Origin of the sequence: Cryobacterium sp. Y11, from assembly GCF_002929535.1 — a bacterium.
In the GTDB taxonomy this organism is placed as follows: Bacteria; Actinomycetota; Actinomycetes; order Actinomycetales; family Microbacteriaceae; genus Cryobacterium.
Map to the genome: position 1 here is coordinate 11,356 of NZ_PJJO01000044.1, position 24,458 is coordinate 35,813.

Here is a 24,458-nt window from a genome sequence, read left to right on the forward strand (position 1 = left end):
TGTTGTTGGTGTTGTTGGTGTTGTTGGTGTTGTTGGTGTTGTTGGTGTTGTTTACAACACTTTCTTACTGTCAATACAAACAACACGTGTAATACACGTGTTGTTTGTATTGACAACATTCTAGACGGTGGTCGCTTGCCGCAGGGGAGGGCAGTGCTGATCCAGCCATCGACGGGGCGCCGCCTAGCGCACAGCTCGCAGAAGGTGTCGCGGAGCGGCACGAGTTGGCCGATGCGGAACAGCCCAGTCGCGTTCGGTTTACTATCCGGCCGGGGGAGCGGGCAAGGGGTCGATGTCTTGGCCGAAGACACGACCGAGCGATGCGCGCACTTCGGTAATGCGAGCCGGCACGACAGACCACCGGAGGTTACTAATGCAGGAAAACGTGTGGGTCCCGTCCGCGGGGCCCGAACCCGGAGCTGCTCGCCATAGGCCAACGCCTCACAGAGGAGGATTTTGACGCACTCTACCGGGTGGCCGCGAAGTATTTTCGGATGAACTTTTTCGACTCCGGAAACGACGAGTCCGCCCCGCAGTGGTTACGCATGATCGACACACCGACCAGCTGGTCGTGGCGACGACGGCATTGGGGGAGCCGGCCGAGTCCGGGCGCTCCTCATGGAAGCGCTGCACGCCCGGGATGAGCATTCGGCACAGTTGGCACGGTTGGCCGTGGTGGTGGTAGCGCAGTCGGAACGTTGGGCACCCGAGCGGATGCCCAACGGTTCGCGATCGGCTTCACCGGCTTGGCCCGGATCGCGGTGACCAACCCCGTCGACCGGGCGTTGCACGGCGGCGCCCTCCGCTTTGACGCCATCGGATCAGCAACGCAGAACGCGTGGCTGCGGGCGGGCGGGCGGGCGCCGCCGTCGCCGCGGAGCTGTAGCCATGGCTGCGCCGCGAACCGCAGCGCACGGACAGCCGCCACGGCTGCTCTTGAGCATCATCGTGGGCACCGCCCTGGTGCTGCACCTCATGTTTGCGTCGGCCGGAACCGGGATTGGGATCTTTCGGTTTGATCAGACGCTGCAGACCGTGGTGATGACGCTGACGAACAATTCTGAAGGTTTCACCACTCGGGGGCTCACCGAACCGGACGGGCGGGTCCTCGGCCTCTGGTGTGGAATTTGGCTGATGGTGTGTGCTGCCCTCGGAGTGTCCGCGCTTGTGCTCTGGGATCGCCGCGGCCGGCGCCGTCCGGCAGCGTTGCCAACGGGGCCGGACTTGGACAGGCGGGTCCGTGCGACCGGGGTGGCGACGGTGGTTCCGTTCGCGCGTCCGTCCGGGCGGCCCGTCACGATCCGCCAGGAGGACACGGTCTGCACGATCGCACCACCTCGAGGGGTAAAAGCTCCTATCTGGCGATTGGCCGTATCCTCGATGCCCCGGCCGGTATCGTGGCGACATCGACGAAAGCGAATGTGTTTCGGGTCACCGTGAAAAAACGCAGCGAACTTGGTCACGTGTTCGTGTTTGATTTTGACGGTATTACCCGGTGGCCACAGCAGGCGCGCTGGGACATGGTGCCGGGCTGCGACAATCCCGATGCGGCGCAGTCGCGGGCGGAGATATGCGCGACGTCGTGTGGTGGGCGCAGGACTTTACCGACCATGAACCTTCCCGCATCCTCCGTGAGCGATCCCCGAATGGGGCGATTTGGGCGCGCGAGCTTGATCAGTGGTGCCGGGAAGATGCTCCCGAAACGATCGGCAATACCAAAACGACGTTGTCGCGGATCACGGCCTGCCTCACGGACGCGCGAGTACTAAACTTGCTCTGCCCACCGGCACAGACCGACAGTGAAAGACCGGATGTCCCCTTCCTGGCCGATAATTTCGTCGTCTCGACCGACACCGTGTACTGCCTGGTCGATGATTCTCGTGAGTTCTCGACGGCGCCGATTATCACGGCCCTGGTCGCGGCGATCATCGACGAAGCCAAGACGGTCTCCCAGCACACGGCGGCGGGGCGCTTACCCCGCCCGCTGACGCTCGTGCTGGATGAGGTCGCCAACGTGTCGCCGCTACCGCAACTTCCCAACCTCATGAGGGACGGCGGCGACCGGGGCCTGCACACCTGGATCTTCGTGCATTCGATGAGCCAGCTCGTCGGCAAGTGGGGGCCGGATGCTGCCACAACCATCTGTGAGTCGGCGGCGGCGAAACTGATCTTCGGGGGCCTAGCCGATAAAGTGTTCCTGGAGAAGATCTCCAAACTCATTGGCACTCATCTGGTAGCCCAGACCAGCACGTCCATGCAGCGTCATGGTGGCCGCCGCGATTCCTCGTCGACGTCGATGAGTGAACGGGACGAGCGTCGGATGAAGATCGACGACATCCGCCAAATCCCGCCGGGCAGCGCCCTGCTGCTCTACCGGGAATATGAGGCGATCGTGGCCCTGACACCGTGGTGGAAACGCCCGGACGCCGATGAGCTCCGGCAATCACAGCACTGGTCACTCCGGCAGGAAGGGATTACGTCATGACCGATGGGGAAGTAGACCCTAAGAGCCCGGCGGGGATGGACGCCCGGCTGACCAATATCGAAACGATACTTCCAGACCTGTTCGACATGTATGAGTCTCGAACGGATGCTGGGCCCTACGTCTGGGCGAAGCTTCCTGCGGCCGAATCAGAGACACTCTGGCAACAGCTAGGCGACTTTGTGTCGTGGCTCGATGCCCGCGACCTGGCCACTCTGAATGATCCGACCCTCTGGCTTCTCCCTGCTGGTATCAGCATCCCATCGCCGTGGAGGAGCTGACGGCGCTGATGGTCTCCCCCCGCGCCGCCTACGTGACTCGATCGGCTGCGGCGACATCGGCGCTGGTGGACTGGCATCGACGTGCACTCTGGCCAACGCTTGAGTCGCTTCGTGCGAATCGGGTCTTTGCCAGCTGCCGATCAGACGGAGAGCACCGGGAGCCCCGCGTTGTCCGAGATCCATTTATGGTGACCAGTGGGTATCTCCGTGCGGGGCCACCGTTTCCGATGCCGTCGCGATCCCACTGATGTCGAGTGGTCTGCAGAACACTTCGGCAGCACGCCGCTACGACACGGCGACGGACTTGCTTGACCTACTGGCCTCACCCCACACCCTGACGTAGGTGCCGGCCGAAATTTATTACTGATGTTGTGGGCCTCGGCACCGTGAGGGTTGGTAGCTGCGCGGTGATGGTCGTCGCCATCTGATTCGTCCGTTCTCGATACTGTCGAATGGCGGGCTCCAGCACGCCATGGGTCATTTCGGAGATACGACGACTCTGCTCCCGCCTAGGCGCAAGCATCAGGCTCATCTGTTCACCCATGCATCCGGCGATATGATACTTCATTTCTGTGTAGGTGGTACTGGCAGCGAGTTATGGCCCGCCGCAAGCACGGCCAATTGTGGCTATTCCCAGAGGTTCTTGTCGGCGCGGGCTTGGTCGGCGCGGAGCTTACGCATGTCGACTGTGCCCAGGTTGGTGTTGCGGGATCGGCTCGCCAGCCGGTTCACGATCGAATCCGCGGCGACACGATCCGGGAGGGCCCCGACCCAGTAGCTGGGCCCGATTGGGGAGCGATCAGTGTGGGAAAGCGGTGTTCTCGGTTGGTGAGGAAGTCGGCATAGCTCGATGATGAGTAGACCCACGTCGGAGAGCTCGTTGAGGAGTTATAGGTAGACAGTAGCTGGGCAGAAGGAGGTCGTCTCCTCAGAGAGGCATTGGACTCCACCAGTCATCAGGGCACCGTCATCCGCGGCGGCGGTACCCTTCGCTGGGCTGGAAGCCGGATTCAAGGGAAACGCGGGCGCCAAGGAGCGGGTAGATGGTCAACCGTCGATCCAAAGATTCAGATGTGAAGAACGTAGGTCTTGAGATCGCTCATGGTCTGAGCCATGTGGCTGTCCATCGCGAGTCGCGCCCGCTCGGGGTCACCGGAGGCTAGAGCCTCAAGTACTTGGGCATGCTCGCGGAGGGCGTTCGCCTGAATTTGCACAACTTTGGAGGTCTGGGCGCGCCTTGCTGAAAGCACGTGTGAAAGCGGTGCGAACAGGACAGCTACAAATATGTTGCCCGAGGCGTGCAAGATCACGTCATGGAATGCGAGGTCCGCTTCGACAAAGCGGCCTACATCGTTGGCCACGTGGGCCTCGCCCATTGCTGTCATGTGCTCGAGCATGCTCGCAAGGTCTTCCGCAGTAATGCGGGTGGCGGCGAGTTCGGCGGCACCCGACTCCAGCATGCGGCGTAGTTCGATCAGCTGAACCGCCGCTGTGGCGTCCTTCTCGCCATCCGCGGCTGCGCGTAGGACGGCCCCCATCGATGTCCAGCGCCGCAACTCATTCACGTAGGTGCCGCGGCCACGCTCGATCCGGACCACGCCCTGGGCTTCCAAGGTTTTGACGGCCTCGCGGACCGTCATGCGACTGACCTCGTGCTGCGCCGTGAGATCGAGCTCGCCCGGCAGGGTGGACCCAGGCGGAAATTCACCGGACACAATCCGGTTCAAGAGGTCATCCGATACCATTCCCACCAATGACTGACGTGCCATACTTGCTCTCCTTCCGGGAATTTCCTGTTCAACAAACACGCGACGGGTACGGCAATTGCGTACTTACCCGCCTAAAGTTAGATCTTACCAAAGATAAGATGTCAGACACGCGTGCAGGACGAACTTGAGCGCCTTCAACCATCCATCTTCGGGAGATGTCACTATGCAAACGCCGATCGATAGTCGGGCCAGTCGGGCCAGTCGGGCCAGTCGGGCCATCGTCACCGTTCTGGGCTTGGGCGCGATGGGCCTCCCCATAGCCACGCGACTGAACCAGCATTTCCGAGTCAACGGCTTCGACATTCATGAAGAACAGAGACGTCTGGCAGCCGATGCTGGCGTAAAGACGTTCGAATCCGCTGCGGCCGCCGTCGTCGGAGCTGAAATTATCCTAGTCGCTGTGAGGACCGGCGAGCAACTTAATGATGTGCTCTTCGGTTCAAGCGGAGTGGCCGAAGCGCTATCGCCTGGCTCCGTGGTCGTCCTAACCAGCACCGTTGGCACGGACGCGATCCTGGCGGCGGAGAGATTGGCCGACCTGAACGTTGCCCTCGTGGACGCTCCGCTTTCCGGAGGACCATTGCGGGCCAGCGAAGGCGACCTGCTCGTCATCGTGGGCGCCGAACCTCGGGCGTTGGAACAAGCGCGGCCCGTTCTGGAATGCCTCGCTTCCACGCTCACTGTCGTTGGAAACAAGCCCGGGGACGGCCAGTCGATGAAGACAGTCAATCAGCTGCTCTGCGGTGTGCACATTGCGGCAGCGGCAGAGGCGCTGGCGCTGGCGGATTCCCTCGGCTTGGACCAAGCCAGGACTCTCGAGGCGCTTGAGGCCGGGGCTGCTGGCTCCTTCATGCTGTCCAACCGCGGCCCTCGTATCCTCCAAGCGTACGACGAGGATGGTGCCCAGGTGCTCAGTCGGCTGGACATCTTTGTCAAAGACATGGGGATCGTCGGCCGCGCCGCGCGCGCCGCGGGCTTACCTTCCCCGCTGGCCGCTGCCGCGGAACAGCTTTACTTGCTGGGCCAGGCGCACGGCCTGGGCGCGGCAGATGATTCGGCCATCATCAAGGTTCTCGCACCATCCAAACGGTTCTGATCCAACGCAAAGGAAGTCTCATATGCGCGCTCAACTCGACGTTCTCGTCCGGACCGCACTCGTCGGCGGAGGTGCGGTGCTCGCTTCACCTGCTACGACTTCACGACGGCGCTGGCCGTGGTGGAAACCGCGGAACGCGTTGGGGCGGAGGTTATCCTGCTCGTTGCACCCAAGACGGCCACTTCGCCAACCGGGCTTCGACTCATCTGTGCCCTGCGAGGACTTGCCGACGCTGCCTCGGTTCCCGTTTCCATCCAGCTTGACCATGCCAGCGACATCACTACCATCCTGGCTGGAGTGGCCGCAGGCGCCGACGCCGTCCTGGTGGATGGCTCGGCCCTCACCTACGAGGAGAACATCAGCTGGTTGGTGCGGCACGGAACGCCATAAACGACCCCGGAATCGTGCTGGAGGTGGAATTGGGGGGACTAGCCGGGGACGAGGACAGAGCTTTTTCCCTGAACGCCTCCGGACTCACCGGTCCCGACCAGGTGGCCGACTTTGTGGCCCGTACCGGGGCGCAGCTGCTCGCTGTTGCGATCGGCAATGTGCACGGACGATACGCGGGCGAGCCTCGGATCCGCTGGGATGTATTGGATGACATCACCAGCAGAACCGACTCCCCGGTTGTGCTCCACGGAGCTTCCGGACTGGCCGTCGAGGACCTGGCACAGGCACCGGCGCGTGGGGTGGGGAAGGTGAACTTCAACACAGAACTGCGCACCGGAGTTTTCCCATGCTGCAGATGGAAATTCTTGCTCACCGCGAGGACGGGGAGAACCTTCTGGGGCTCCTGGATCTTTGGCGGGGGACGGTGCGGGCATTCACCACGGCATCCCTGGAGACGCTCTCAGGACGCGCGAACCGCTAGATCTGGGGGAAATCGAAAGTGGCCGGATCGCCGCTGGTCCGCAGTCCGGATTCGACCCCATTGATCGAGTCAATTTCCTCCTGAGCGAGCGAGAAATCAAAAACATCGATATTACCTTGTAGGCGTTGCTCGCTCACGGACTTCGGAATGACGATGAATCCGCGCTGCAGATGCCAGCGCAGCACGATCTGGGCAGGTGACTTCCCATGATTCTCGGCGATGCCCCGCACGATCGCACCGGTCAGGTCCTGGCCTTGGCCGAGAGGGCTGTACGATTCAACGGCAATCTCACGGGCGGCGGAGTATTCAGTGAGCTCGGCCTGCTGGAAGCTTGGGTGCAGCTCGATCTGGTTCACAGTAGGAACGATGTCACCCTCCGCCAGGATCCGATCGAGGTGAGGCTGGAGGAAATTCGACACCCCGATGGCGCGAACGACACCATCCGAATAGAGCTTCTCCAACGCCTTCCAGCTTTCCACAAAGAGGTTGTGGCGCGGGTAAGGCCAATGGATCAAGTACAGATCGACGACGTCGAGCCCCAGTTCTTTGCGGCTCGTCTCGAATGCCCTGAGCGCGCCCTCATACCCCTGATCGGCGTTGCGGAGCTTGGTCGTGATGAAGATTTCGTCGCGCGGGATCCCGCTTGCGCGTACGGCCTCGCCCACTCCCGCCTCATTGGCGTAGGCCGCCGCGGTATCGATGTGGCGATAGCCAGCTTTCAACGCGCGGCTGGTTGCAGCGCGCACGTCGCCAGGCTCGATCTGGTATACGCCGAAGCCCAGCTGGGGGATCTTGACGGAGTTATTGAGGACGATTGAGGGAGTGGTGGACATTGATTCTCATTTCCATTGCGGTGGTGCGTGATGTTCTCGACTGAGGGATAACGCGTCTAACGGTTGTAGTTGGCCATGGGGCCTCGAAGCGTCAACCCCACTGCGTCGCACGCAGTGATCACATCCGCTGCCAGCGGTCCCTTCTCAGCCGCAAGGATGTTGAAATGTAACTGCTCGATCCGTGAAGCGCCTAACAGGATAGCGCCGACGCCCGGTCTATTCATCAACCAACGCAATGACAGATCGATGAGCGTGATACCGGCGCCGTCAGCGATCTTTGCCAGGGAGTCGATCGCGGCGAAGAGCTGGGGATCCCAGTACCGCTGTTTGTACATTTCCGCCAGCTTCGAACTTCCGAAACGTCCCTCAGTGGGCAGGTCGGCGAACCGGTGGCTTCCGGTAAGTAAGCCTCCGCCCAGCGGGTTGTACACCATGGTCAGCAGGCCCGTCGCGCCGGCGAACTCAATATATTCTTCCTCGATGCGCCTGGCCACCAGGTTGTAGAGTTGTTGCGCGACGACGGGACGCGGGGTGCCGATGGCATCCGCGACATGATTGAGTTCGCTGATCTGCCAGGCCGCGAAATTCGAGACTCCTAGGGCACCAATCGTCCCCTGCCGAACGAGTTCCGCGACCGCGCCCATGGTCTCCTCCATAGGAGTGGTGCGGTCCGGCTGGTGGAGATAGAACAGGTCGATGCGCTCGACCCCCAAGCGGCGAAGACTACCGTTGACAGAGAGGCGTAGACCAGCGTCGGAGAGCGGGGAGTGCTCTCCGACGTCAGGATTCGGCATGCCGGCCTTGGACGCAAGCAGAACGGACTCGCGGCGCTTGGGCAGGAGTGAGGCCAGGATTTCCTCACTCGCTCCACCGGCGTACACGTTGGCCGTATCAATCACGGTGATGCCCGCATCCAGAGCAGCATCGACCAGCGAGGCAGCCAGGGCAGCATCGACCGTGTCTCCGAATGTCATCGTACCGAGGGCAACGTGAGAAATGGGCAGGCCAATGCCTACGACATGCGTTCCGTACATCGGAGTACTTCCTTCAGCCAGTCTACTTCTGTGAATCACCATGCCATGATTGCGCGAAACACGCAAGCTAAGTAGCGTGATGTGCGCAGAAGTACTGTAAACGTGAACGGCAAGAAGGCACCGGAAAGGTGAAGAATGGCGCGCATCGTGGCGATTGCGGCTGATCTTTCCGGCGCCGCCAAAACGGTAACGGCCGTAATGGAATTCACTCACCAGACCCCGCGCGACGCATGCAAGGCACCGCCTAGTGCGGCACGAGTACTGCTGACTCCGGATGACCCGGCTGACCCGGCTGACGCGGAGGTTGAGCATCCCGAGCACACCTTTGTAGTCCTTGATTCCGACAGCCGCCGGCTGGACGCCGGGGATGCTTCCGCTCGGCTGAATGCTCTGCGACGGTGCCTGTCAGAGGCTCACGGTCCCGTCTTTGACATTGAGGGAAAGGGCATTGCGGACCTGGCAAGCATGGCCGAAGCGCTGCATCAGGCAGCCGAGTTGGCGACTCGTCCGGGCGTGCCTGCATGACATCCTCGGGAACCCGCCGTGAGGAGATCGTTCGCCTGGCCACCACGGCGGGTGCGGCCAACGTAGAGGATCTGGCTATCCGCTTCAGCGTCACGGCTTCAACAATCCGCCGGGATCTCGCGGCATTGAACACACAGGGCAAACTCGCCCGCACATACGGAGGCGCACTCGGTCTCGTCGCGCACCCCGAAGCGTCATTACGGGAGCGTATGGGCGCGGCGTACGAGAAAAAGGGCGCCATCGCACGATGGGCCGCGGCCCAAGTGCAGCCCGGCGAGAGCCTGCTGTTGGATGCCGGCTCAACCGTCGCTGCCGTCGCCCATGAATTACGCTCGGCCAGGGATCTCCGCGTAGCGACCGTGGGGTTGACCGTGCTCCAGGAACTAGCCGATGTCAGCGGCATCCAGGTCGAATGCCTTGGAGGTCGATTGCGTCGGCTAAGCCAAGGTTTCCTAGGGGCACTGACGGAAGCCGCGCTGGAACGCATGACGTTCAATCGAGTCTTCCTCAGCGCCGACGCCGTTACGCCCGGCAAGGGTATCTGCGAGGCCGACCTAGAACAGACCAGGCTCAAGGAGCTCATGGCGCGGAGGGCAGAAAAGATCTACGTTCTTGCACACGGGGCCAAGCTGGGCAAGACCCCGTTCCATGCGTGGGCTCGCCTTCCACTGCCATGGAACCTCGTCACGGACAATTCTGCCTCTAAAGATGTCGTCAACGCATTTATCGCCGAGGGCGTCACCGTAGTTGTCGTGGGCGGCTTGAGCGTGTAACTGCCGCCGCCGTGCCCGCTTGGTTTTGGGTCTTCCTCGCCCCCTCGGGCCGCTGCCTCCGCCCGGCGCGTTGCCGGTGACGATATCCCGGTGGCTGCCGTGGCTGCCGATTCAGAATTGTTATCTTTCCGAATTGACAAGCTCGCGCCCTTCGATAATGATAAGTCATCAGACGTCCCGCGTCTTACCTCAAAGGAGATTTCGTGTCAAAGAAGATTGCGATCCTGCATACCAGCTTCGTGTTTGTCTCCGTCGAGCCGGCGATCAACAACCTCATCGCAGAACTAATTCCGAATGCCGAGGTCATCCACTTCGTTGACTCTGATGTCCTCGCCACGGTCGTTCGCGAGCAGGGGATCTCGGCGAATAGCGCATTGCGGATGACGCATCTTGCGGAGGCAGCAGAAGCGGCCGGCGCCGATATCATTTTCTCAGCGTGCTCATCGCTGGGCCCGGCACTGGACGTCGCTGCGCTAAGCGTTCACACGCCCATCGTGAAGATCGACGAGGCTATGGCCATTCAGGCAGCCCGCCAGGGCACTAAGATCGGTGTCCTGGCCACGGTCCCCACCACGCTCGGTCCGACTTCTGACCTCATTTCCGCGAGGGCAGCGGAGATCGGGCGAACGGTCACGATTGAGCAGCGGTTGTGCAGCGGTGCCTTCGATGTGCTGATGTCGGGAGACCGCGCGAAGCACGACGAAATGGTGACCGAACAGGCCATGGATCTGGCGAAAAGTGTCGACATGATCGTCCTGTCCCAGGCATCCATGAATCGTCTTGCGGCCAGCCTGCACGAGCAGACGAAGCTTTCGGTGTTGTCCAGCCCCCGCATCGGCGTGGAATATCTGGCCCAGCGCTTCGCGGAACTCGGGGAATGAAGTCGAAGGCCCTCACCGAGAAGGTGAGGGATGCCGACGAGTTGTTGGCCGCGGGACCTCCCGTCCTGCGCCTCCCCGAGGCCCGCCTGCAGATCCGCGAAGCGAATGCCACCACCCGAACCTGGGTGATCGTGCTCGATGACGATCCGACGGGAAGTCAGTCGGTTCAGGGCGTCCCTGTACTCACCGGGTGGACCCCTGACGATCTTCGCTGGGCTTTTGACCAGACCGCGAACGGCTTCTTCATCCTCACTAACACCCGAGGGTTGAACGACGATGAAGCCCAGGCCACCATTAGGGACGTCGCTGACGTCATCGACCGAGTCGCCACCGAGCTGGGCACGCACTACACGCTGATCACACGCAGCGACTCAACCCTGCGCGGGCATTACCCCTTGGAAACGGACGTGCTCATCGATCTCGCTCGTTCAGCGGGTAGGCCCTACGACGCTTTGATCATCGCCCCCGCGTATATTGCGGCGGGAAGGGTGACCGAGGACGACGTCCACTATGTCGGTACCGGAACCTCTTTCTTACCGGTCGGCCAGACAAACTACGCGCAGGATGCGACCTTCGGGTTCACCAGTTCCAACCTGCGGGACTACGTGCAGGAGAAAACGCACGCGGCCGTCTCATCGAACAGTGTTCTCAGCCTCAGCCTCGAAGATATCCGGGTTGGTGGGGCGGAACGCGTGCGCGACGTTATCCGCAGCTGCAAAAATGCAGCCCCGATCATTGTTAATGCGGTGGATGAGGCAGATCTCGATGTAGTCGTCCTGGGCCTCATCCTGGCGGAAGCAGACGGGACTCGGGTACTGAGCCGCACCGGCCCCTCCTTCGTCGCGTCGCGGCTCGGCATCAAAGGTCGGGCACCGCTCTCGCATGCTGAGGTCTTCGCCTCTGGAGAGCGTCCAGGAAACGGGTTGGTAGTCGTCGGCTCCCATGTTGAGTTGACCACCCGACAGGTCTCGCGGTTGAAGCGAGATGTCGCCGACCTGGCAACCATCGAATTGGACGTTCCGAGACTACTCGACTCGGCGCAGGCCGACGTCGAAATGGCCCGATGCGGTGATGCCTTGGTGGCAGCCCTCAAACGAACCGATGCGCTGCTCGTATCAAGTAGACAGCAAGTCAAGGGAGACTCGGGTCATTCCAGCCTCGTAATCGCCCAAGCCGTATCGCACGCGTTGGTCGCGCTGGCCGCGAGAGCCGTCGACGAAGTCCCGCTGAAATGGGTACTTGCCAAGGGTGGAATCACTTCAAGCGACGTGGCCACAGATGGGCTTGAAATTCGGCGCGCAACAGTCATCGGACAGTTGTTCCCGGGAATCGTTTCGGTCTGGGTTCACGAAGGCGGCAACGGGCGGGGCTTGGAGGGCCTCCCGTATATCGTCTTTGCTGGCAATGTCGGGGATGAGTCCACCCTCGCGGACGCGGTCCGTATTCTGCGCGGCAACCACTCGGGAGCGGGCCTATAAGAACAACGAATCGTGATTCATAAGTGGGCAGAATCGAGAAACGGTGTCCACCAGGAGTAGCAATACCCACGGCAACAGTTTTATGCACTGATTACAAAGGAGTAGTAATGCGAAAAATCACCCTGGCAGCCGCTATGATCGCCACGGCAGCCTTCGTCCTCTCGGGCTGCAGCGCGACCACCGAAACCAGTCCGGCGGCGGAATCGACCGGTGACAAGCCGGTCTACGTATTCCTTCCCAAGTCCCTCAACAATCCCTATTGGGTGGACGCCCGCAAAGGCATGGAAGACGAAGCGGCCAAACTTGGCGTCACAGCCAAGTTCCTCGGCCCCGACACAGACGATGCCGCCGCACAGGTAGATATCTTCGACTCGATCCTCGCCACCAAACCCGCAGGGATCGCCATCTCGCCCAATGACCCCGCGAGCGTTCTTGACAACATCGCCAAGGCGACGGCGGCCGGCATCCCGATCATCGCTTGGGATGGACCTGTTCCGAACAGTGACGTGTTGGGCTACATCGGAACGGACAACGTCGCTGCCGGCGTCCAGGCAGGCGAAGCTCTGGCCAAGAGCGTCGGTAATAAAGGCAAGGTGGCCGTTGTGATCGGCAGTTTGAGCGCGGTCAACCTTAACCAGCGACTCGAGGGAGTCAAGAAAGCATTAGCGGAGCACCCCGATATCCAGCTGGTAGCTACCCAGGTTTCCGGTGAATCTATCGCAACCGCACAGACAGCCTCCGAGACGATCCTGCAGGCCAACCCGGACCTCGCCGGCTTCATCGGCATAGGCGGTTCAGACCTTCCCGGTATTGCCGGGGCACTGAAATCGGCCGACAAATGCGGAACCGTTAAGGCCGTGGGCTTCGACGTCGTTCCGCAGGGTATTGAGGGCATGAACGGCGGTTGCGTGGATGCGCTCATCTCGCAGAAGCCCTTCGGAATGACCGCACAGGCACTGCAGATTCTGGTTGACTTCCACAACAAGTCGTCCAAGTTGGAGAAGAACTTCGTGGTCGACACCGGCGTCGTGACGGTCACTCCGGACACTCTGTCGGAATTTCAGAAGATCGCGCACTAACTTTCACGAGCAATGCGGGGTCGGCGGAGAATCTGCCGGCCCCGCATTTGATCCATACCCGTACCAAATACAAGGGAGCAGCAATGGCTGAGCACGCGCTCATCGCAATGCGGGGCATCGTGAAAAGGTATCCAGGCGTTACCGCACTTCGCGATGTCAGCTTGTCAATCGAGCCGGGAGAGGTGATGGCTCTCGTCGGGGAAAACGGTGCCGGCAAGAGCACGCTTTTGAAGATACTCGCCGGCGCGGCACGTGCCGATGAAGGCGTCATTGAGGTATCCGGCCAAGTCGTACAGGTCCATTCTCCTCGTGAATCGCAGGCTCACGGAATCGCTGTCATCTATCAGGAACTCAACCTGGCCAATGACCTCAGCGTTGCCGAGAACATTTACGTCGGTCGGGAGCCGAAGACTCGTTTCGGGACCGTTGATTTCAACGCGATGAAGAGTGGCGCCAGTCGTCTCCTGACCAGCCTAGGAATCAACATCTCGCCAGACGAGATCGTCGGAAACCTCAACATTGCCCTGCGCCAGATGGTTGAGATTGCGAAGGCCCTGCTCGTCGACGCTCGCGTGGTCGTGATGGACGAACCAACCTCTTCGCTGACCGAAGAAGAAGTGGAAACCCTCCTTACGCTTGTACGCCAGCTCCGATCCACCGGCGTGAGCGTGATCTACGTTTCGCACCGTATGCGTGAGATTTTCGAGATCGCCGATCGGATCACGGTCATGCGTGACGGATCGGTTGTTGGCGTGTGCGATGCTCAAACAACCAGCCCGAACGATATCGTCCAGATGATGGTTGGCCGCGAACTGGAAGACCTCTACGGAATCCGCACCGTGCCCGTGGACCACACGGCGACCCCCACGCTCGAAGTGCGGGGACTCAGCTCCGGGTCGCTGCTGCACGACGTGAGCTTTGCGGTCCGACCGGGAGAGATCGTTGCCCTGGCCGGATTGATCGGCGCCGGTCGAAGTGACGCGGCGATGACAATCTTTGGTGCGGTCAAACGCCGCCGAGGCGAAATTCTCATTGCAGGACAGCCGATGGCCTTGCGGACGCCGAATGAGGCAATGGCTGCTGGGATCGGTTTCGTGCCCGAGGACCGGAAACACCAAGGGTTATTCCTAGGGTTATCCGTTCGAGAGAACATGTCATCGGCCTCCTTGCCTAGGATTAGTCGGTTGTCCGTTGTGTCGCAACGCCGGGATCGAGAGCTCGCTCGCAGATATGCGAAGCAGCTTGGCCTACGAGAATCGGCTATCGAAGTCGCCGCCGGCACCTTGAGCGGCGGGAACCAGCAAAAGGTGGTTTTGGCTCGTTGGCTTGCTCGACTCCCTAAGTTGCTCATCCTCGATGAGCCCACGCGCGGGGTCGATGTTGGAGCGAAGGCGGAGATTTACCAGCTGATCCGTACGATCGCCGGCGAAGGCGTCGCTGTGCTGGTCATCTCTTCCGAGCTGACTGAAGTTTTGGGAATCGCCGACCGCATCCTTGTCATGAGAGAGGGTTACGGCGTCGGCGAACTCGATGCTGCCCAGGCAACAGAGAAGCGGGTCATGGCCATGGCCACGGGAGTACAGGAGGACGGTTCATGACAAGCAACGGAGATTTCGTGAAGCAAGAAACGCACGATGCGTCAAGCACCAAGCAGTTCGCACCAGCAATTACGCGTGTGGCGCTGGGTCAGAAGACCCTCAAAGGGCTGAAGAAGATTGTCACCGCACGCGAGTCAACCCTCGCCGCGGTCGTGATTCTCCTCGTGGTCTACCTGTCGTGGGCTTCTCCGTACTTCTTTACCTCCGGAAACCTCACGGTTGTCGGACGGCAGATCGGTCTTGCCCTGATCATCAGCGTAGGAATGACCTTCGTCATCCTGATCGGTGGAATTGACCTCTCTGTTGGGTCCGTGGTCGCGTTTGTCAGCGTCCTGACCGGCGTTTTCATAGTAAACTTGGGGATGTCGCCGATTGTTGCAATACTTCTTGCCTTAGTCGGGGGCGCGGTTGTGGGACTCGTGAACGGCTCAATCAATGCGTACATGGGCATACCTTCTTTCGTCGTGACGCTCGGCATGTTAGCTGTGGCCCGAGGGCTGTCCTTGGGCATTACCAGCGGTTCGACGATCAGTGGTTTTCCGTCCGAATTCCTGTTCATTGGACAGGGCGCTTATCTCGGCATTCCCATACCGGTTTGGGTCGCGGCGATCGTCGCCATCGCGGCACACCTCGTGCTCACCCGCACCACATTCGGTCGCCATGTCTACTTTGTCGGATCAAATGAGGAAGCGGCGAAGCTGTCGGGCATTCGAGTCCGACGCGTGAAGATCTCGGTCTTCGTCATCGCCTCGACCCTCGCCGCCGTCTCAGGGATCTTGGAAACCGCGCGACTGAGCGTGGGTCAGCCCGCTGCGGGGAACGGATACGAGTTGCTGGCTATTGGGGCAGCCGTTATCGGCGGAGCAAGCCTCTTCGGCGGAGTGGGAGGAATCCTGGGAACAGCACTCGGAACCTCACTGCTCCTGCTGATCCAGAACGCGCTCATCCTCCTGGGAATTTCCGCATATTGGCAGCAGGTATTTAGCGGGGTAATCATCGTGGGCGCGGTCGCTTTGAACATGTGGCGCAAACAGCGCAACTGACACGCACACATCACAACAGCGCGTCGAACGGACGCGCATAACATTGCAGCACAGAAGGAGCAATCATGAAGGTACTTATCACCGGAGCCCACGGTAAGGTCGGTCGTGCCGCCACCCAAGCGCTGCTGGACGCCGGACACGACGTCCTCGCGACGGACTTAACGCGCCCGGGATTTGAGCGACGCGCCGAAGGAACGGCCCGCTACCAGATGGCCGACCTGACGGATGCCGGAGAGGCGTTCGCCGTCGTGCGGGGCGTCGATGCCGTCGTGCACGTGGCTGCGATCCCGGAGCCCACCGGCAACCCCGCCCATGTCGTGTTCCGCACGAACCTGATGGCCACATTCAACGTTCTTGAAGCGGCCGTACGGTTCGGAGTGAAGCGCTTCGTTAACATCTCCAGCGAGACCGTCCCCGGTTTCTTCTTTCCGGAGCGGGACTTCCTGCCCGACTACGCCCCGGTCGACGAGGAACACCCGGCCCACCCGCAAGATCCCTATGCACTATCCAAACACTTCGGCGAACAGCTGATGAACGCTGCGGTCGAGCGGTCGGATATCCGTTGCATCTCCCTTCGCCCGAGCTGGGTTCAGAACGAGGGCAACTACGAGCAAAACCTTGGGCCGCAGGTGCGCGACGCCTCGGTGCTTAGCCCAAATCTGTGGAGCTACATCGACGCCTATGATTTGGCGGACGCGATTGTGCTGGCCACCGAATCCGACCTGCCCGGGCATGAGGTTTTCTACATTGCCTCGCCGGACAATGTCGGTGGATGGGACTTCGGTGAGATCCTGCACAAGTACTACGGTGACAAGATCGAACTTCGATCAACTGATCGGCCTGACTCCTCGGGAATCTCCAGCGCGAAGGCGCAACGTATGCTCGGCTGGACCCCGAAACGGTCGTGGCGCGACTACCTCGACGCCGACGGTAACGCGCTTCCGCGCGGCTGAGCGCCACTCACGACGACGCTGACGGGCGGTGCAGACAATGCCCCGCTCGTCAGTACAGTGCTGCCTTCAGCAGACCACATTCAGGCGAGTAGTACAACCTAAAAAACACGAGGAAACAATGAGACGCAACAACGGCACCCTGCACCCACAACTTGCGCGAGTCATATCCGAATGCGGGCACACCGACTCCATCGTCGTGGCCGATGCCGGTCTTCCCATTCCCTCATCAGTCGAGCGAATCGATCTGGCGTACCGAGCCGGAACACCGCCCTTTCTGGATGTTCTGGAAACGGTTCTGGCGGAGTTCGTTGTCGAGAAGGCCATAGTTTCGCTTGAAATGGTCGAGAATAGCCCCGAAATGTTGCAGGCAATCACGAAACGGTTGGTCGAAGTGGGTGTTTCAGTGGAGTTCGTGCCGCACACCGAGTTCAAACAGAAGACACACCAGGCCCGCGCGGTGGTACGCTCCGGCGAGTTCACGCCGTACTCCAACGTTCTCCTATACTCGGGCGTTCCTTTCTAGGGACGCCACCCGATTGGGAGCCTCGAAGGACGAATCGCCAACGATGCAGGGAGCAAACCCAGCGAACCCGAGGCGAGGCGGCGCCCGCCGCCTCGCCTCGGGTTCGCTAGCCCGGTGCGGGCCGAAAGCGTCAGACGGTCACCGATCCGGGACTCACGGCCGCACTGCTGGCGCTGCTAGATCCCGACGAACAGGGGACCTAATGTCGCCGTTACGATGGACGACTAAATCCACCCGCGCCCTCGCGCGGGCGCACAGACAAAATTCGTCGACCCAGTACCGCGTGGACGACCGCGAACCGTCTCCACGAGCAAGACTTCAGCCTGCAGTGCAATGCGAAACAGGTCGAAGTTACACCATCTACCTTGTTGTGCGGCGTCTTGCGGATCTTTACTGGGAATGGATCGAAAACGACCGAAGCTTATGATTCATCCTCAAACAAAAGATTGAATGACAAGATCAGGCATAGCTCCGTCCGCCGCATCGGGCAAAGACGGCTTGACGCCAAGACTTGGCCGGATAGAGTAGGTACATTGTGTACGTACACATAATTCGCGGGCATCGCAGCCCTAGCTAAGGAGATTCGCCATGGTAGCCGGATCCAAAATCGTCAGCCGAGTGCCTTTGTTTGATGGCATGAACCGCATTCCCGGGGGACTGATGCTCATTCCACTTATTCTCGGCTCTGTCATTGGCACGTTCTTCCCTGGCTTTCTCAGCATGGGCAACTTCACCACCGCGCTATTCCAGGCCAGTGCGCTTCCACTGATTGGCCTGCTGATCTTCGCCACCGGGATGCAGATCACCCTGAAGACATCCGGTCCGGTGCTCGCTACCTCCGGTGTTCTGCTGCTCTGCAAGTCCATTATTCCGGCTACGATCGTCGTGCTCCTCGCCCAGATCGTTGGCATCGATGGAATTTTGGGCGTTTCCATTCTCGCCCTGCTCGTGACCATGGACAACAGCAACGGTGGTCTCTGGCTTGCCTTTACCGGGCGCTACGGAGACGCCCGCGACCGCGGGGCATACATGGCTTCCGCCATCAACGACGGGCCCTTTTTCTCGATGCTCTTCCTCGGCGTCGCTGGCCTGGCCAACATTCCCTTCCAACTGCTTCTGGCGGCCATTATTCCGTTGCTGATCGGCGTCATCGTGGGTAATCTCGACCAGAAGTGGACCGAGATCATGCGCCCGATCCCGAACATGATCATTCCGTTTTTCGCCTTCGCGTTGGGCACCGGCATTAACCTGCAGAACGTGCTGACGGGGGGACTGTCCGGCATCATCGTGGGCATCATCGCCACCCTCCTTACCGGCACGCTCACCTATCTCGGTTACCGCTTCATTTTGCGCCGTGGTAACAAGTCCGGCATCGGTATCGCTTCGGCTACCACGGCCGGCAACGCGATCGCCACCCCGGCCATCATCGCCCTAGCTGACCCCACCTTTGCGCCTTTTGTTGAGGTCGCAACGGCCCAAGTCGCGTCCGCAGTACTCGTCACCGCGGTGTTCGCGCCGCTGCTGGCCGCCTGGGTGCTCAAAAGAGAAGGTGGTTTGGTCGCCAACGAGCCGGACGCCGAAACCTCCGTTGGCACTGTTCCGGTGCACGCGGTCGAACACTCATGACCGACCGGACCCGCCACGATCACGCCCGCCACCATGGTTGAGCCCCTTCTGCATGCCGTGGAAAATCCGGAGCCAGGCCCACGGGCCGGCGGAACGCGTGCCGACCATGTTTCCGTAGGCATCGTGGCCGATGACCTCACCGGTGGCGGCGATTCGGCGGTGCAATTTGCCCGCGACGGATGGCGCACCCGGCTAGCGTTGACCGCGCCCGACAGTGGAGCCAGCGGCCACGGGACGGTTCTCGCGGTGGTGTCCGACGCCCGCGCTCAGTCGGCGCAGCTCGCCCGAATGAGCACATCGGAGGCCGCGGAGGCGCTCGGGAATGCTGGTGTTAATCGGCTCCTGCTCAAAATCGATTCAACCATGCGGGGCTCGGTTCACGCTCAAATTCATGGCGCGCTCACCGCGTGGCGCAAGCTCCACGATGCAGCTTTTGCTGTTGTTTGCCCCGCGTATCCGGCGATGAAACGAACCGTGCAGAACGGTCGGATTCTGGTCGATGGTCAGGGTGTGGAGACGACGGCCGTTGGCACCGATCCGGTGACGCCCGTGACAACGAATTTGCTCGCGGAGCTGGTGCCGGGAAGCGTGCACATCTCCCTGGACGAGGGAACGCCCCTGGAACACGCCGAACAACTGCGCGCCGCGGCACGGAACCAGACCCGCGTCGTCACGGTCGACGCGGCGACGGATGCTGACCTGATGATACTGGCCGAAGCCGTGGCCCTGCTCGGAGCCGAGGTCGTTCCTGCCGGGAGTGCCGGGCTTGCGGTTGCGCTCTCGCAGGTCTGGTGCCGTGACCTGGCCGTCGCCGCAAAGTCACGGCGGGTGCGGGCAGCGCGCGTAGTCGTCGTGGTCAGTTCGCTGCACGATGTCTCCCGGTCTCAGTACGATCATCTGGTCGGCAGCACCCCGCCGCAACATGTGCGCACATTTGCGCCGAGCCTGGCCATGTTGCTGGAGCCGGGTGCGGTTGGCCGTTGGATTGCCGCGGAGCTAGCGACGGCACCACATCTTCCCCCGATCGTGATCGTGGCAACCCCATCGGAGCGGCCCGCAGCATCCGCTGCACTGAGTGCAACCGAAACGGCGGCCGTAATTATCGCCGACGGGCTCGCGACCATCACCGCGGCGGTATTCGCACACCGTTCCGTGGGCGCTTTAGTACTCATGGGCGGCGAGGGCGCGCGGGCCGTGCTCAAGCACTTCGAGGCCGGCGCCATCGTGGTGACGGATGCCATTCGCGAGGGAATTCCGGTAGGCCTAATTGACGGCGGCCTCGCCGACGGCCTCACTGTCGTCACCAAGGCTGGCGGCTTCGGTGTCGCCTCGTCGATTGCGGACATCCTTCCCGAACTCTTGGCCGACCACGTGCTCAGCCCCTCTATCAGCCCGAACATAGGAGAACACCCATGACGCTTCCCATCCTTGCGGTCACCATTGGAGACGTGGCCGGAATCGGTCCCGAGATTACTGCCAAGTCACTGCTCGGTCACGACGACGTTCGCACCCGGTGCGTTCCCGTCGTAATCGGCGATGAGGCGGCGATGCGCCGCGGCGTACTCAATGTGGGCGGCGACCAGGCGGCGATTCGCGTGATCGCTAATGTGGCCGACGCCCGTAACGAGCCCGGAACAATTGAGCTGTTGCAGACCGGCCCGTCGCTCGAACACGTCGAGCAGGGCGTGCTCAGTGCTGCGGCCGGCGATGCCTCCTACCGTTTCGTGGTGGAGGCCTGCCGGCTCGCCCGCGCGGGCGAGGTGCAGGGAATCGTGACGGCGCCGCTGAACAAAGCTGCGATGCACGCCGGTGGGCACAACTGGCCCGGCCACACCGAGCTGCTCGCTCACGAGTTCGGGGTGAAGAATTTCTCCCTCGTGCTCTCGGCCGGGGACCTGTACTTCTTTCACCTCACCACGCACGTGTCGATGCGCCAGGCGATCGAGAACATCACGATCGAGCGCACCCTTTCGGTGCTAGAACTGGCTGGCGCCTTCGCCAAATCCATGGGAAAGCCCGATGAGTTGATTGGGCTCGCCGGCCTCAACCCGCACGCGGGCGAAAATCGGCTCTTTGGAAATGAAGATGCCGACGTTTTGGCACCGGCCGTCGCCGAGGCCAGGGCTCGTGGGCTCAACGTCGTTGGCCCCCTGCCCGGGGACGCCCTGATTCCCGCGACCATTCGCGGAAAGTACAACCTCGCCGTGGTCTGCTACCACGACCAGGGTCACGCACCCTTTAAGGCCGTCTACGGTGACGACGGCGTGAACATCACGGTCGGGCTGCCGGTCGTGCGCGTGTCGGTTGACCACGGCACCGCGTTCGACATCGCCGGTCAGGGAATCGCCCGCGAGGCCAGCCTCGTGCTGTCGCTGGAACGCGCCGCAGCGCTCGCGCCCGGGTGGGACCACGTGTGGCGGGCCGCGCAGGCCGCCTAACCGTCATGGCCAGCCGAGCGGATGCCCGGTCCGCGCAGAACCGCGCGGCCGGGGCGATGGCACCCTGCGCCCTACGATGGAGTGATGTGGCTAGATGAAGTGCCCGCCGGGGCGATCAATGCCGCCAACGGCAGTCCGCTGCACAGCCAGGTGGGGGCAATCATCCGTTCCCATATCGTCAAGGGGGAACTGCCGCCCGGGTCGCAGTTGCCGACCGAGGCGGAGTTGCAGGAACGGTTCTCCGTTTCCCGCTCGGTCGTGCGTCAGGCACTCGCCGCGCTCAGCGCTGAAGGCCTCGTGCAACGCGGGCGCGGGCGCGGCAGCGTGGTGTCGCCGCGCAGTGAGCACCATCGACTCGTGCAGCGCATGTCGGGCCTGTCTACCCAGATCTCGGCCGAGGGCGCTGACGTCTTCACGGCCGTGCTCACACTGGCGCCCGAGCAGAATGCTGCTGCATCAGCGGCGCTGGGCGGCGCTGAGGTCGTGGGTATTCGACGCCTGAGATCTTCCGGCACCGGCCCCCTCGCGGTCATTCACACCTGGCTGCCCCTGTCGATTGGTGCCGGCCTCACGGCCGTCGAGCTGACGGATGCCTCGCTGCACACCGTTCTGCGATCTCGCCTGGGCGTGTCGTTCGTCTCTGGCCGCCGGCAGGTGCGCGCTGTAGCCGCCACGGAGAGCCTGGCGCAGCTATTGCAGATCAGTGTTGGGGAGCCGCTGCTACTGCTCGAAGGTACGAGTCTTGACGAAAATGGTGTGCCCATCGAGATGTTCTCCACCTGGCACCGTGCCGACCGCGTAGTTTTTGACCTCGACGTGGTCGACGCCGATGCGCCGGCTATCGCCTCCGCGCTGGAACACGCCAACGACCGCCCGACCCGCTCTCAGCTGGCAGGCCGCGCCGCGGACTTGTCCCGCCAGCTCCACGAGCTGTCCGTAGAACTGGTTCGGAGCGACTGACCCGACTTCAGCACATGTAGCGGAAGGTAATGCACTCGTGATAAGAGCACTGTACTGACGTATCCGCGGATTTTTTTGGAGCGCCTTAACAACCGTACGCCACTCTCCGCCCCGGTCTCTAACTGTTGAAGGAACAGAAACTTTAGGCAGAAAAAGCAAGTTGGCGGTCTGTGATCTCTCACGACTTATGCCGACATCGGCATAACAGCTGAGCACGAGACCAGGTCCCGTCGCGGCCAATTCGAGGATCGCCCGTGCCGGGTGGCGGGTGGCGGGCCAACCTTCGGCGTTCCTTGACCTGCTTGTTCTCGGTCAGGATCCGGTAAATCGTTGAGATAGACGCCAGATGCCCGCCCTGATCGAGCAGCTGCGCGTAGATCTGGATCGGCGGTAAATCAACAAAATTGGACGAATTCACCAGGTCCAGAGTCCGGGCCCGGTCCACCCGGTTCAGCTTGTTCGCCGGCACCACCGCAGGCGCCGGAACAGGCAGAGGAACGGTGGGTTTCCGAGTCGCCGTGGCCCCCGCGACGCCGACGATTTCGTCGGCGTCGCGGGTGGACCAGCTGGCGGTCGTGATCTACCGGTAGGCGACCATAAAGGCTTCGTGTGCGGGGGTTCGTCCCGCGAGCTTTTGGAAAGATCTTCCAACAGCTCGTGTGTTTTTCCCATAATTGTTAAGACGACCTCCGTTCTCGCCAGACGCCGGTCCGTCGTCTCCAACTTGCGGCGCAGCCGTGCGATCTCGGCCTGCTCCGGAGTTAACCGGCCAATCTTGTCGCCGGGCTTCTTGCCCGCCAACACGCCCGCGTCGCGGAGCTTGCGCCATTTGGTGATCTGCGAGGAATAGATCCCCTGCTCCCGTAAATACCCACCACCCGCGCTGTTCTGGATGGCGGCCTCTCAGGCGGCCAGATGATCAAGTTTCTACGTCGGGGTAAACGACCTTCTCGAGGTCGGGCCGCCGGCTCGGGGTCCGGGACTACTCATATGACTATCGTCGCGCACGGCGATCAAAGACGGGCTGGACATGGTGGTGGTTTCCTGGTTCTCGCCCGACGTCATAAGGCGGACTTGCTGTTAACTACTGGCCTCACCCAACCCTGACGTAGGAAACTGGTCACATCAAGCGGCCGTGTGAATGCCAACGGTCCACTACTCCAGCGCGAAACCTAACGACTGAGGCTGTTCGTTGCTGACATCACAGGTGTCAACTTCTCGCAGCACAGGCGCGGTGTGGCCCCCGGCCCGTCGGAGGGGACGGCAGCGGACCTGCTTGAGCTACTTGCCTCACCCCACCCTGACGTAGGAAGTTCGGAGGATGGCCGGGAGTCCTGCACGTACTCCCGGCACTCAGCCCCGGCTAGCGCTGCTGAAATACCCGCCGTGATACCACGATGCTCGCGAGCGACAGTGCCGCAATCGCCACAACGTAGTACCCCGGCACGAGCAGCGACCCGGTGGTGCTGATCAGGAACGTGAGGATGAACGGTGCGAATCCACCGAACACCGTCACGCCGATGTTGTAACCGAGCGAGAGCCCCGTCGTGCGAATCTGCACCGGGAACATGGCCGACATGATCGCCGGCAGCGGCGCGAAGTATGCCGCGCCCAGCACGCCGAGAACCAGCTCGATGCCGATCATGGTCACAAGGTTGGGCGATTGGTTCAGCAGTATGAACAGGGGAACGCCGAGTACGAGTGTTCCCGCGGCGACCCAGTTCATCACTCGGGCCGGGCACACCCGGTCGGCGAGCTTGCCGATGAATGGCGAGCCGGCGCTCATGATCACGCCGAACACCAGCGTGGAGACGAATGCCGCCGCGGTGGGCATGCCCAGATTGGCGATGGCGTAGGTGGGCATGAACAATGCGATATACACGCTCACCGACGCGAGCGCCACGACCTTGACCCCGACCCCGACCCTGGTCCAGAGGCGTCCGCCGTTCGCGATGAAGGTCTCCGTCAGCGGTGACGTCGACGGTGTCATGGTCAGAAATTCCGGAGTGTCCTGCATCCGTGAGCGAATGACCCAACCCACCGGCCCGATCAACAGCGCGAAGATGAACGGAACGCGCCAGCGCCAGCTTTCCAGGCTCTGCTGGCTCAGGTAGTTGTTCAGGACAAAACCAAACAGCCCGGCCAGCAGAATCGCCGCGCCTTGCGTGGCTACCTGCCAACTTCCGTAGAATACCTTGCGGGGCGTACTCGATCA

At 61.7% G+C, this 24,458-nt stretch carries 20 protein-coding genes and 3 pseudogenes; 18 read left to right on the forward strand and 5 right to left on the reverse strand.

Translation table 11 applies throughout. From position 1 onward, the window contains the following. Nucleotides 1–1,570 precede the first annotated feature (1,570 nt). Nucleotides 1,571–2,485 carry a type IV secretory system conjugative DNA transfer family protein gene (locus tag CXY75_RS02390; RefSeq protein ID WP_104081269.1) on the forward strand — a complete coding sequence of 305 codons (915 nt, stop codon included), beginning with the start codon at nt 1,571–1,573 and terminating at the stop codon, nt 2,483–2,485. After that, nucleotides 2,482–2,763: a hypothetical protein gene (locus CXY75_RS02395; RefSeq protein WP_104081270.1), complete on the forward strand. Its 282-nt coding sequence runs from the start codon at nt 2,482–2,484 to the stop codon at nt 2,761–2,763. The genes CXY75_RS02390 and CXY75_RS02395 overlap by 4 nt, the downstream gene beginning before the upstream one ends. 1,067 nt (nt 2,764–3,830) lie before the next feature. Here CXY75_RS02395 and CXY75_RS02410 read toward each other — a convergent pair. Continuing rightward, a complete protein-coding gene (locus tag CXY75_RS02410) occupies nt 3,831–4,532 on the reverse strand; it encodes a FadR/GntR family transcriptional regulator (protein ID WP_104081272.1) in 702 nt (233 codons plus the stop codon). Between the two features lie 163 nt (nt 4,533–4,695). On the opposite strand from CXY75_RS02410, the gene CXY75_RS02415 reads away from it, so the two are divergent. Both CXY75_RS02415 and CXY75_RS02420 read left to right on the forward strand, forming a co-directional pair. Further along, nucleotides 4,696–5,628, forward strand: coding sequence for an NAD(P)-dependent oxidoreductase (locus tag CXY75_RS02415; RefSeq protein ID WP_104081273.1), 933 nt, complete (start codon nt 4,696–4,698; stop codon nt 5,626–5,628). A 22-nt stretch (nt 5,629–5,650) separates the two neighbouring features. Beyond that, nucleotides 5,651–6,499, forward strand: a pseudogene (locus CXY75_RS02420) (class II fructose-bisphosphate aldolase). Here CXY75_RS02420 and CXY75_RS02425 read toward each other — a convergent pair. Both CXY75_RS02425 and CXY75_RS02430 read right to left on the reverse strand, forming a co-directional pair. Beyond that, the gene (locus CXY75_RS02425; RefSeq protein ID WP_104081274.1) at nt 6,496–7,332 is read right to left on the reverse strand and encodes an aldo/keto reductase; all 837 of its coding nucleotides are present in this window, start codon (nt 7,330–7,332) and stop codon (nt 6,496–6,498) included. The pseudogene CXY75_RS02420 and the gene CXY75_RS02425 overlap by 4 nt on opposite strands. Nucleotides 7,333–7,388: 56 nt before the next feature. Beyond that, entirely contained in the window at nt 7,389–8,366 is a 978-nt protein-coding gene (locus CXY75_RS02430; protein WP_104081275.1) for an aldo/keto reductase, read from the reverse strand. 135 nt (nt 8,367–8,501) lie between these two features. Here CXY75_RS02430 and CXY75_RS20000 point away from each other — a divergent pair, with 135 nt between their 5' ends. The 14 genes and pseudogenes from CXY75_RS20000 (at nt 8,502) to CXY75_RS02500 (ending at nt 22,243) form a co-directional block, all read left to right on the forward strand. Beyond that, nucleotides 8,502–8,891 (forward strand): hypothetical protein, encoded by a 390-nt coding sequence (locus tag CXY75_RS20000; protein ID WP_199182336.1) that lies wholly within the window; start codon nt 8,502–8,504, stop codon nt 8,889–8,891. Continuing rightward, a complete protein-coding gene (locus CXY75_RS02440; protein ID WP_104081276.1) occupies nt 8,888–9,664 on the forward strand; it encodes a DeoR/GlpR family DNA-binding transcription regulator in 777 nt (258 codons plus the stop codon). The genes CXY75_RS20000 and CXY75_RS02440 overlap by 4 nt, the downstream gene beginning before the upstream one ends. Before the next feature lie 203 nt (nt 9,665–9,867). Beyond that, nucleotides 9,868–10,545, forward strand: coding sequence for an aspartate/glutamate racemase family protein (locus CXY75_RS02445; protein ID WP_104081277.1), 678 nt, complete (start codon nt 9,868–9,870; stop codon nt 10,543–10,545). Next, the gene (locus CXY75_RS02450; protein ID WP_104081278.1) at nt 10,542–12,023 is read left to right on the forward strand and encodes a four-carbon acid sugar kinase family protein; all 1,482 of its coding nucleotides are present in this window, start codon (nt 10,542–10,544) and stop codon (nt 12,021–12,023) included. Before CXY75_RS02445 ends, CXY75_RS02450 begins: the two co-directional genes overlap by 4 nt. Nucleotides 12,024–12,130: 107 nt before the next feature. After that, nucleotides 12,131–13,102: a sugar-binding protein gene (locus CXY75_RS02455; RefSeq protein ID WP_104081279.1), complete on the forward strand. Its 972-nt coding sequence runs from the start codon at nt 12,131–12,133 to the stop codon at nt 13,100–13,102. 83 nt (nt 13,103–13,185) lie between these two features. Beyond that, complete coding sequence (locus CXY75_RS02460) at nt 13,186–14,700, forward strand: sugar ABC transporter ATP-binding protein (protein WP_104081280.1); 1,515 nt, start codon at nt 13,186–13,188, stop codon at nt 14,698–14,700. Continuing rightward, nucleotides 14,697–15,743, forward strand: coding sequence for an ABC transporter permease (locus CXY75_RS02465; RefSeq protein WP_104081281.1), 1,047 nt, complete (start codon nt 14,697–14,699; stop codon nt 15,741–15,743). Before CXY75_RS02460 ends, CXY75_RS02465 begins: the two co-directional genes overlap by 4 nt. 65 nt (nt 15,744–15,808) lie before the next feature. Beyond that, nucleotides 15,809–16,696, forward strand: coding sequence for an NAD(P)-dependent oxidoreductase (locus CXY75_RS02470; RefSeq protein WP_104081282.1), 888 nt, complete (start codon nt 15,809–15,811; stop codon nt 16,694–16,696). Nucleotides 16,697–16,814: 118 nt separating this feature from the next. After that, a complete protein-coding gene (gene rbsD, locus CXY75_RS02475; protein ID WP_104081283.1) occupies nt 16,815–17,219 on the forward strand; it encodes a D-ribose pyranase in 405 nt (134 codons plus the stop codon). A 110-nt stretch (nt 17,220–17,329) separates the two neighbouring features. Next, nucleotides 17,330–17,569: pseudogene (locus CXY75_RS20925) on the forward strand (ISAzo13 family transposase); the annotation flags it as partial. A gap of 238 nt (nt 17,570–17,807) precedes the next feature. Then, the gene (locus tag CXY75_RS02485; RefSeq protein ID WP_199182337.1) at nt 17,808–18,845 is read left to right on the forward strand and encodes a 2-keto-3-deoxygluconate permease; all 1,038 of its coding nucleotides are present in this window, start codon (nt 17,808–17,810) and stop codon (nt 18,843–18,845) included. A gap of 33 nt (nt 18,846–18,878) precedes the next feature. Continuing rightward, complete coding sequence (locus tag CXY75_RS02490) at nt 18,879–20,261, forward strand: four-carbon acid sugar kinase family protein (RefSeq protein ID WP_104081284.1); 1,383 nt, start codon at nt 18,879–18,881, stop codon at nt 20,259–20,261. Next, a complete protein-coding gene (pdxA, locus tag CXY75_RS02495) occupies nt 20,258–21,283 on the forward strand; it encodes a 4-hydroxythreonine-4-phosphate dehydrogenase PdxA (protein WP_104081285.1) in 1,026 nt (341 codons plus the stop codon). Before CXY75_RS02490 ends, pdxA begins: the two co-directional genes overlap by 4 nt. Before the next feature lie 84 nt (nt 21,284–21,367). Beyond that, nucleotides 21,368–22,243, forward strand: coding sequence for a GntR family transcriptional regulator (locus CXY75_RS02500; RefSeq protein WP_104081286.1), 876 nt, complete (start codon nt 21,368–21,370; stop codon nt 22,241–22,243). Between the two features lie 178 nt (nt 22,244–22,421). On the opposite strand, the gene CXY75_RS02505 is transcribed toward CXY75_RS02500, so the two are convergent. Further along, nucleotides 22,422–22,712 (reverse strand): hypothetical protein, encoded by a 291-nt coding sequence (locus CXY75_RS02505; protein ID WP_146069337.1) that lies wholly within the window; start codon nt 22,710–22,712, stop codon nt 22,422–22,424. A gap of 894 nt (nt 22,713–23,606) precedes the next feature. Then, nucleotides 23,607–24,407: pseudogene (locus CXY75_RS20300) on the reverse strand (MFS transporter); the annotation flags it as partial. Between the last annotated feature and the right edge of the window lie 51 nt (nt 24,408–24,458).

What these genes read in the sequence shown, in the direction of transcription:
- CXY75_RS02485 (WP_199182337.1), top strand. Translation starts at nt 17,808, where the DNA reads ATGGTAGCCGGATCCAAAATCGTCAGCCGAGTGCCTTTGTTTGATGGC.
- pdxA (WP_104081285.1), top strand. Translation starts at nt 20,258, where the DNA reads ATGACGCTTCCCATCCTTGCGGTCACCATTGGAGACGTGGCCGGAATC.
- rbsD (WP_104081283.1), top strand. Translation starts at nt 16,815, where the DNA reads ATGAGACGCAACAACGGCACCCTGCACCCACAACTTGCGCGAGTCATA.
- CXY75_RS02390 (WP_104081269.1), top strand. Translation starts at nt 1,571, where the DNA reads ATGCGCGACGTCGTGTGGTGGGCGCAGGACTTTACCGACCATGAACCT.
- CXY75_RS02460 (WP_104081280.1), top strand. Translation starts at nt 13,186, where the DNA reads ATGGCTGAGCACGCGCTCATCGCAATGCGGGGCATCGTGAAAAGGTAT.
- CXY75_RS02395 (WP_104081270.1), top strand. Translation starts at nt 2,482, where the DNA reads ATGACCGATGGGGAAGTAGACCCTAAGAGCCCGGCGGGGATGGACGCC.
- CXY75_RS02500 (WP_104081286.1), top strand. Translation starts at nt 21,368, where the DNA reads ATGTGGCTAGATGAAGTGCCCGCCGGGGCGATCAATGCCGCCAACGGC.
- CXY75_RS02430 (WP_104081275.1), bottom strand. Translation starts at nt 8,366, where the DNA reads ATGTACGGAACGCATGTCGTAGGCATTGGCCTGCCCATTTCTCACGTT.
- CXY75_RS02415 (WP_104081273.1), top strand. Translation starts at nt 4,696, where the DNA reads ATGCAAACGCCGATCGATAGTCGGGCCAGTCGGGCCAGTCGGGCCAGT.
- CXY75_RS02470 (WP_104081282.1), top strand. Translation starts at nt 15,809, where the DNA reads ATGAAGGTACTTATCACCGGAGCCCACGGTAAGGTCGGTCGTGCCGCC.
- CXY75_RS02410 (WP_104081272.1), bottom strand. Translation starts at nt 4,532, where the DNA reads ATGGCACGTCAGTCATTGGTGGGAATGGTATCGGATGACCTCTTGAAC.
- CXY75_RS02425 (WP_104081274.1), bottom strand. Translation starts at nt 7,332, where the DNA reads ATGTCCACCACTCCCTCAATCGTCCTCAATAACTCCGTCAAGATCCCC.
- CXY75_RS02440 (WP_104081276.1), top strand. Translation starts at nt 8,888, where the DNA reads ATGACATCCTCGGGAACCCGCCGTGAGGAGATCGTTCGCCTGGCCACC.
- CXY75_RS02465 (WP_104081281.1), top strand. Translation starts at nt 14,697, where the DNA reads ATGACAAGCAACGGAGATTTCGTGAAGCAAGAAACGCACGATGCGTCA.
- CXY75_RS20000 (WP_199182336.1), top strand. Translation starts at nt 8,502, where the DNA reads ATGGCGCGCATCGTGGCGATTGCGGCTGATCTTTCCGGCGCCGCCAAA.
- CXY75_RS02455 (WP_104081279.1), top strand. Translation starts at nt 12,131, where the DNA reads ATGCGAAAAATCACCCTGGCAGCCGCTATGATCGCCACGGCAGCCTTC.
- CXY75_RS02490 (WP_104081284.1), top strand. Translation starts at nt 18,879, where the DNA reads ATGGTTGAGCCCCTTCTGCATGCCGTGGAAAATCCGGAGCCAGGCCCA.
- CXY75_RS02450 (WP_104081278.1), top strand. Translation starts at nt 10,542, where the DNA reads ATGAAGTCGAAGGCCCTCACCGAGAAGGTGAGGGATGCCGACGAGTTG.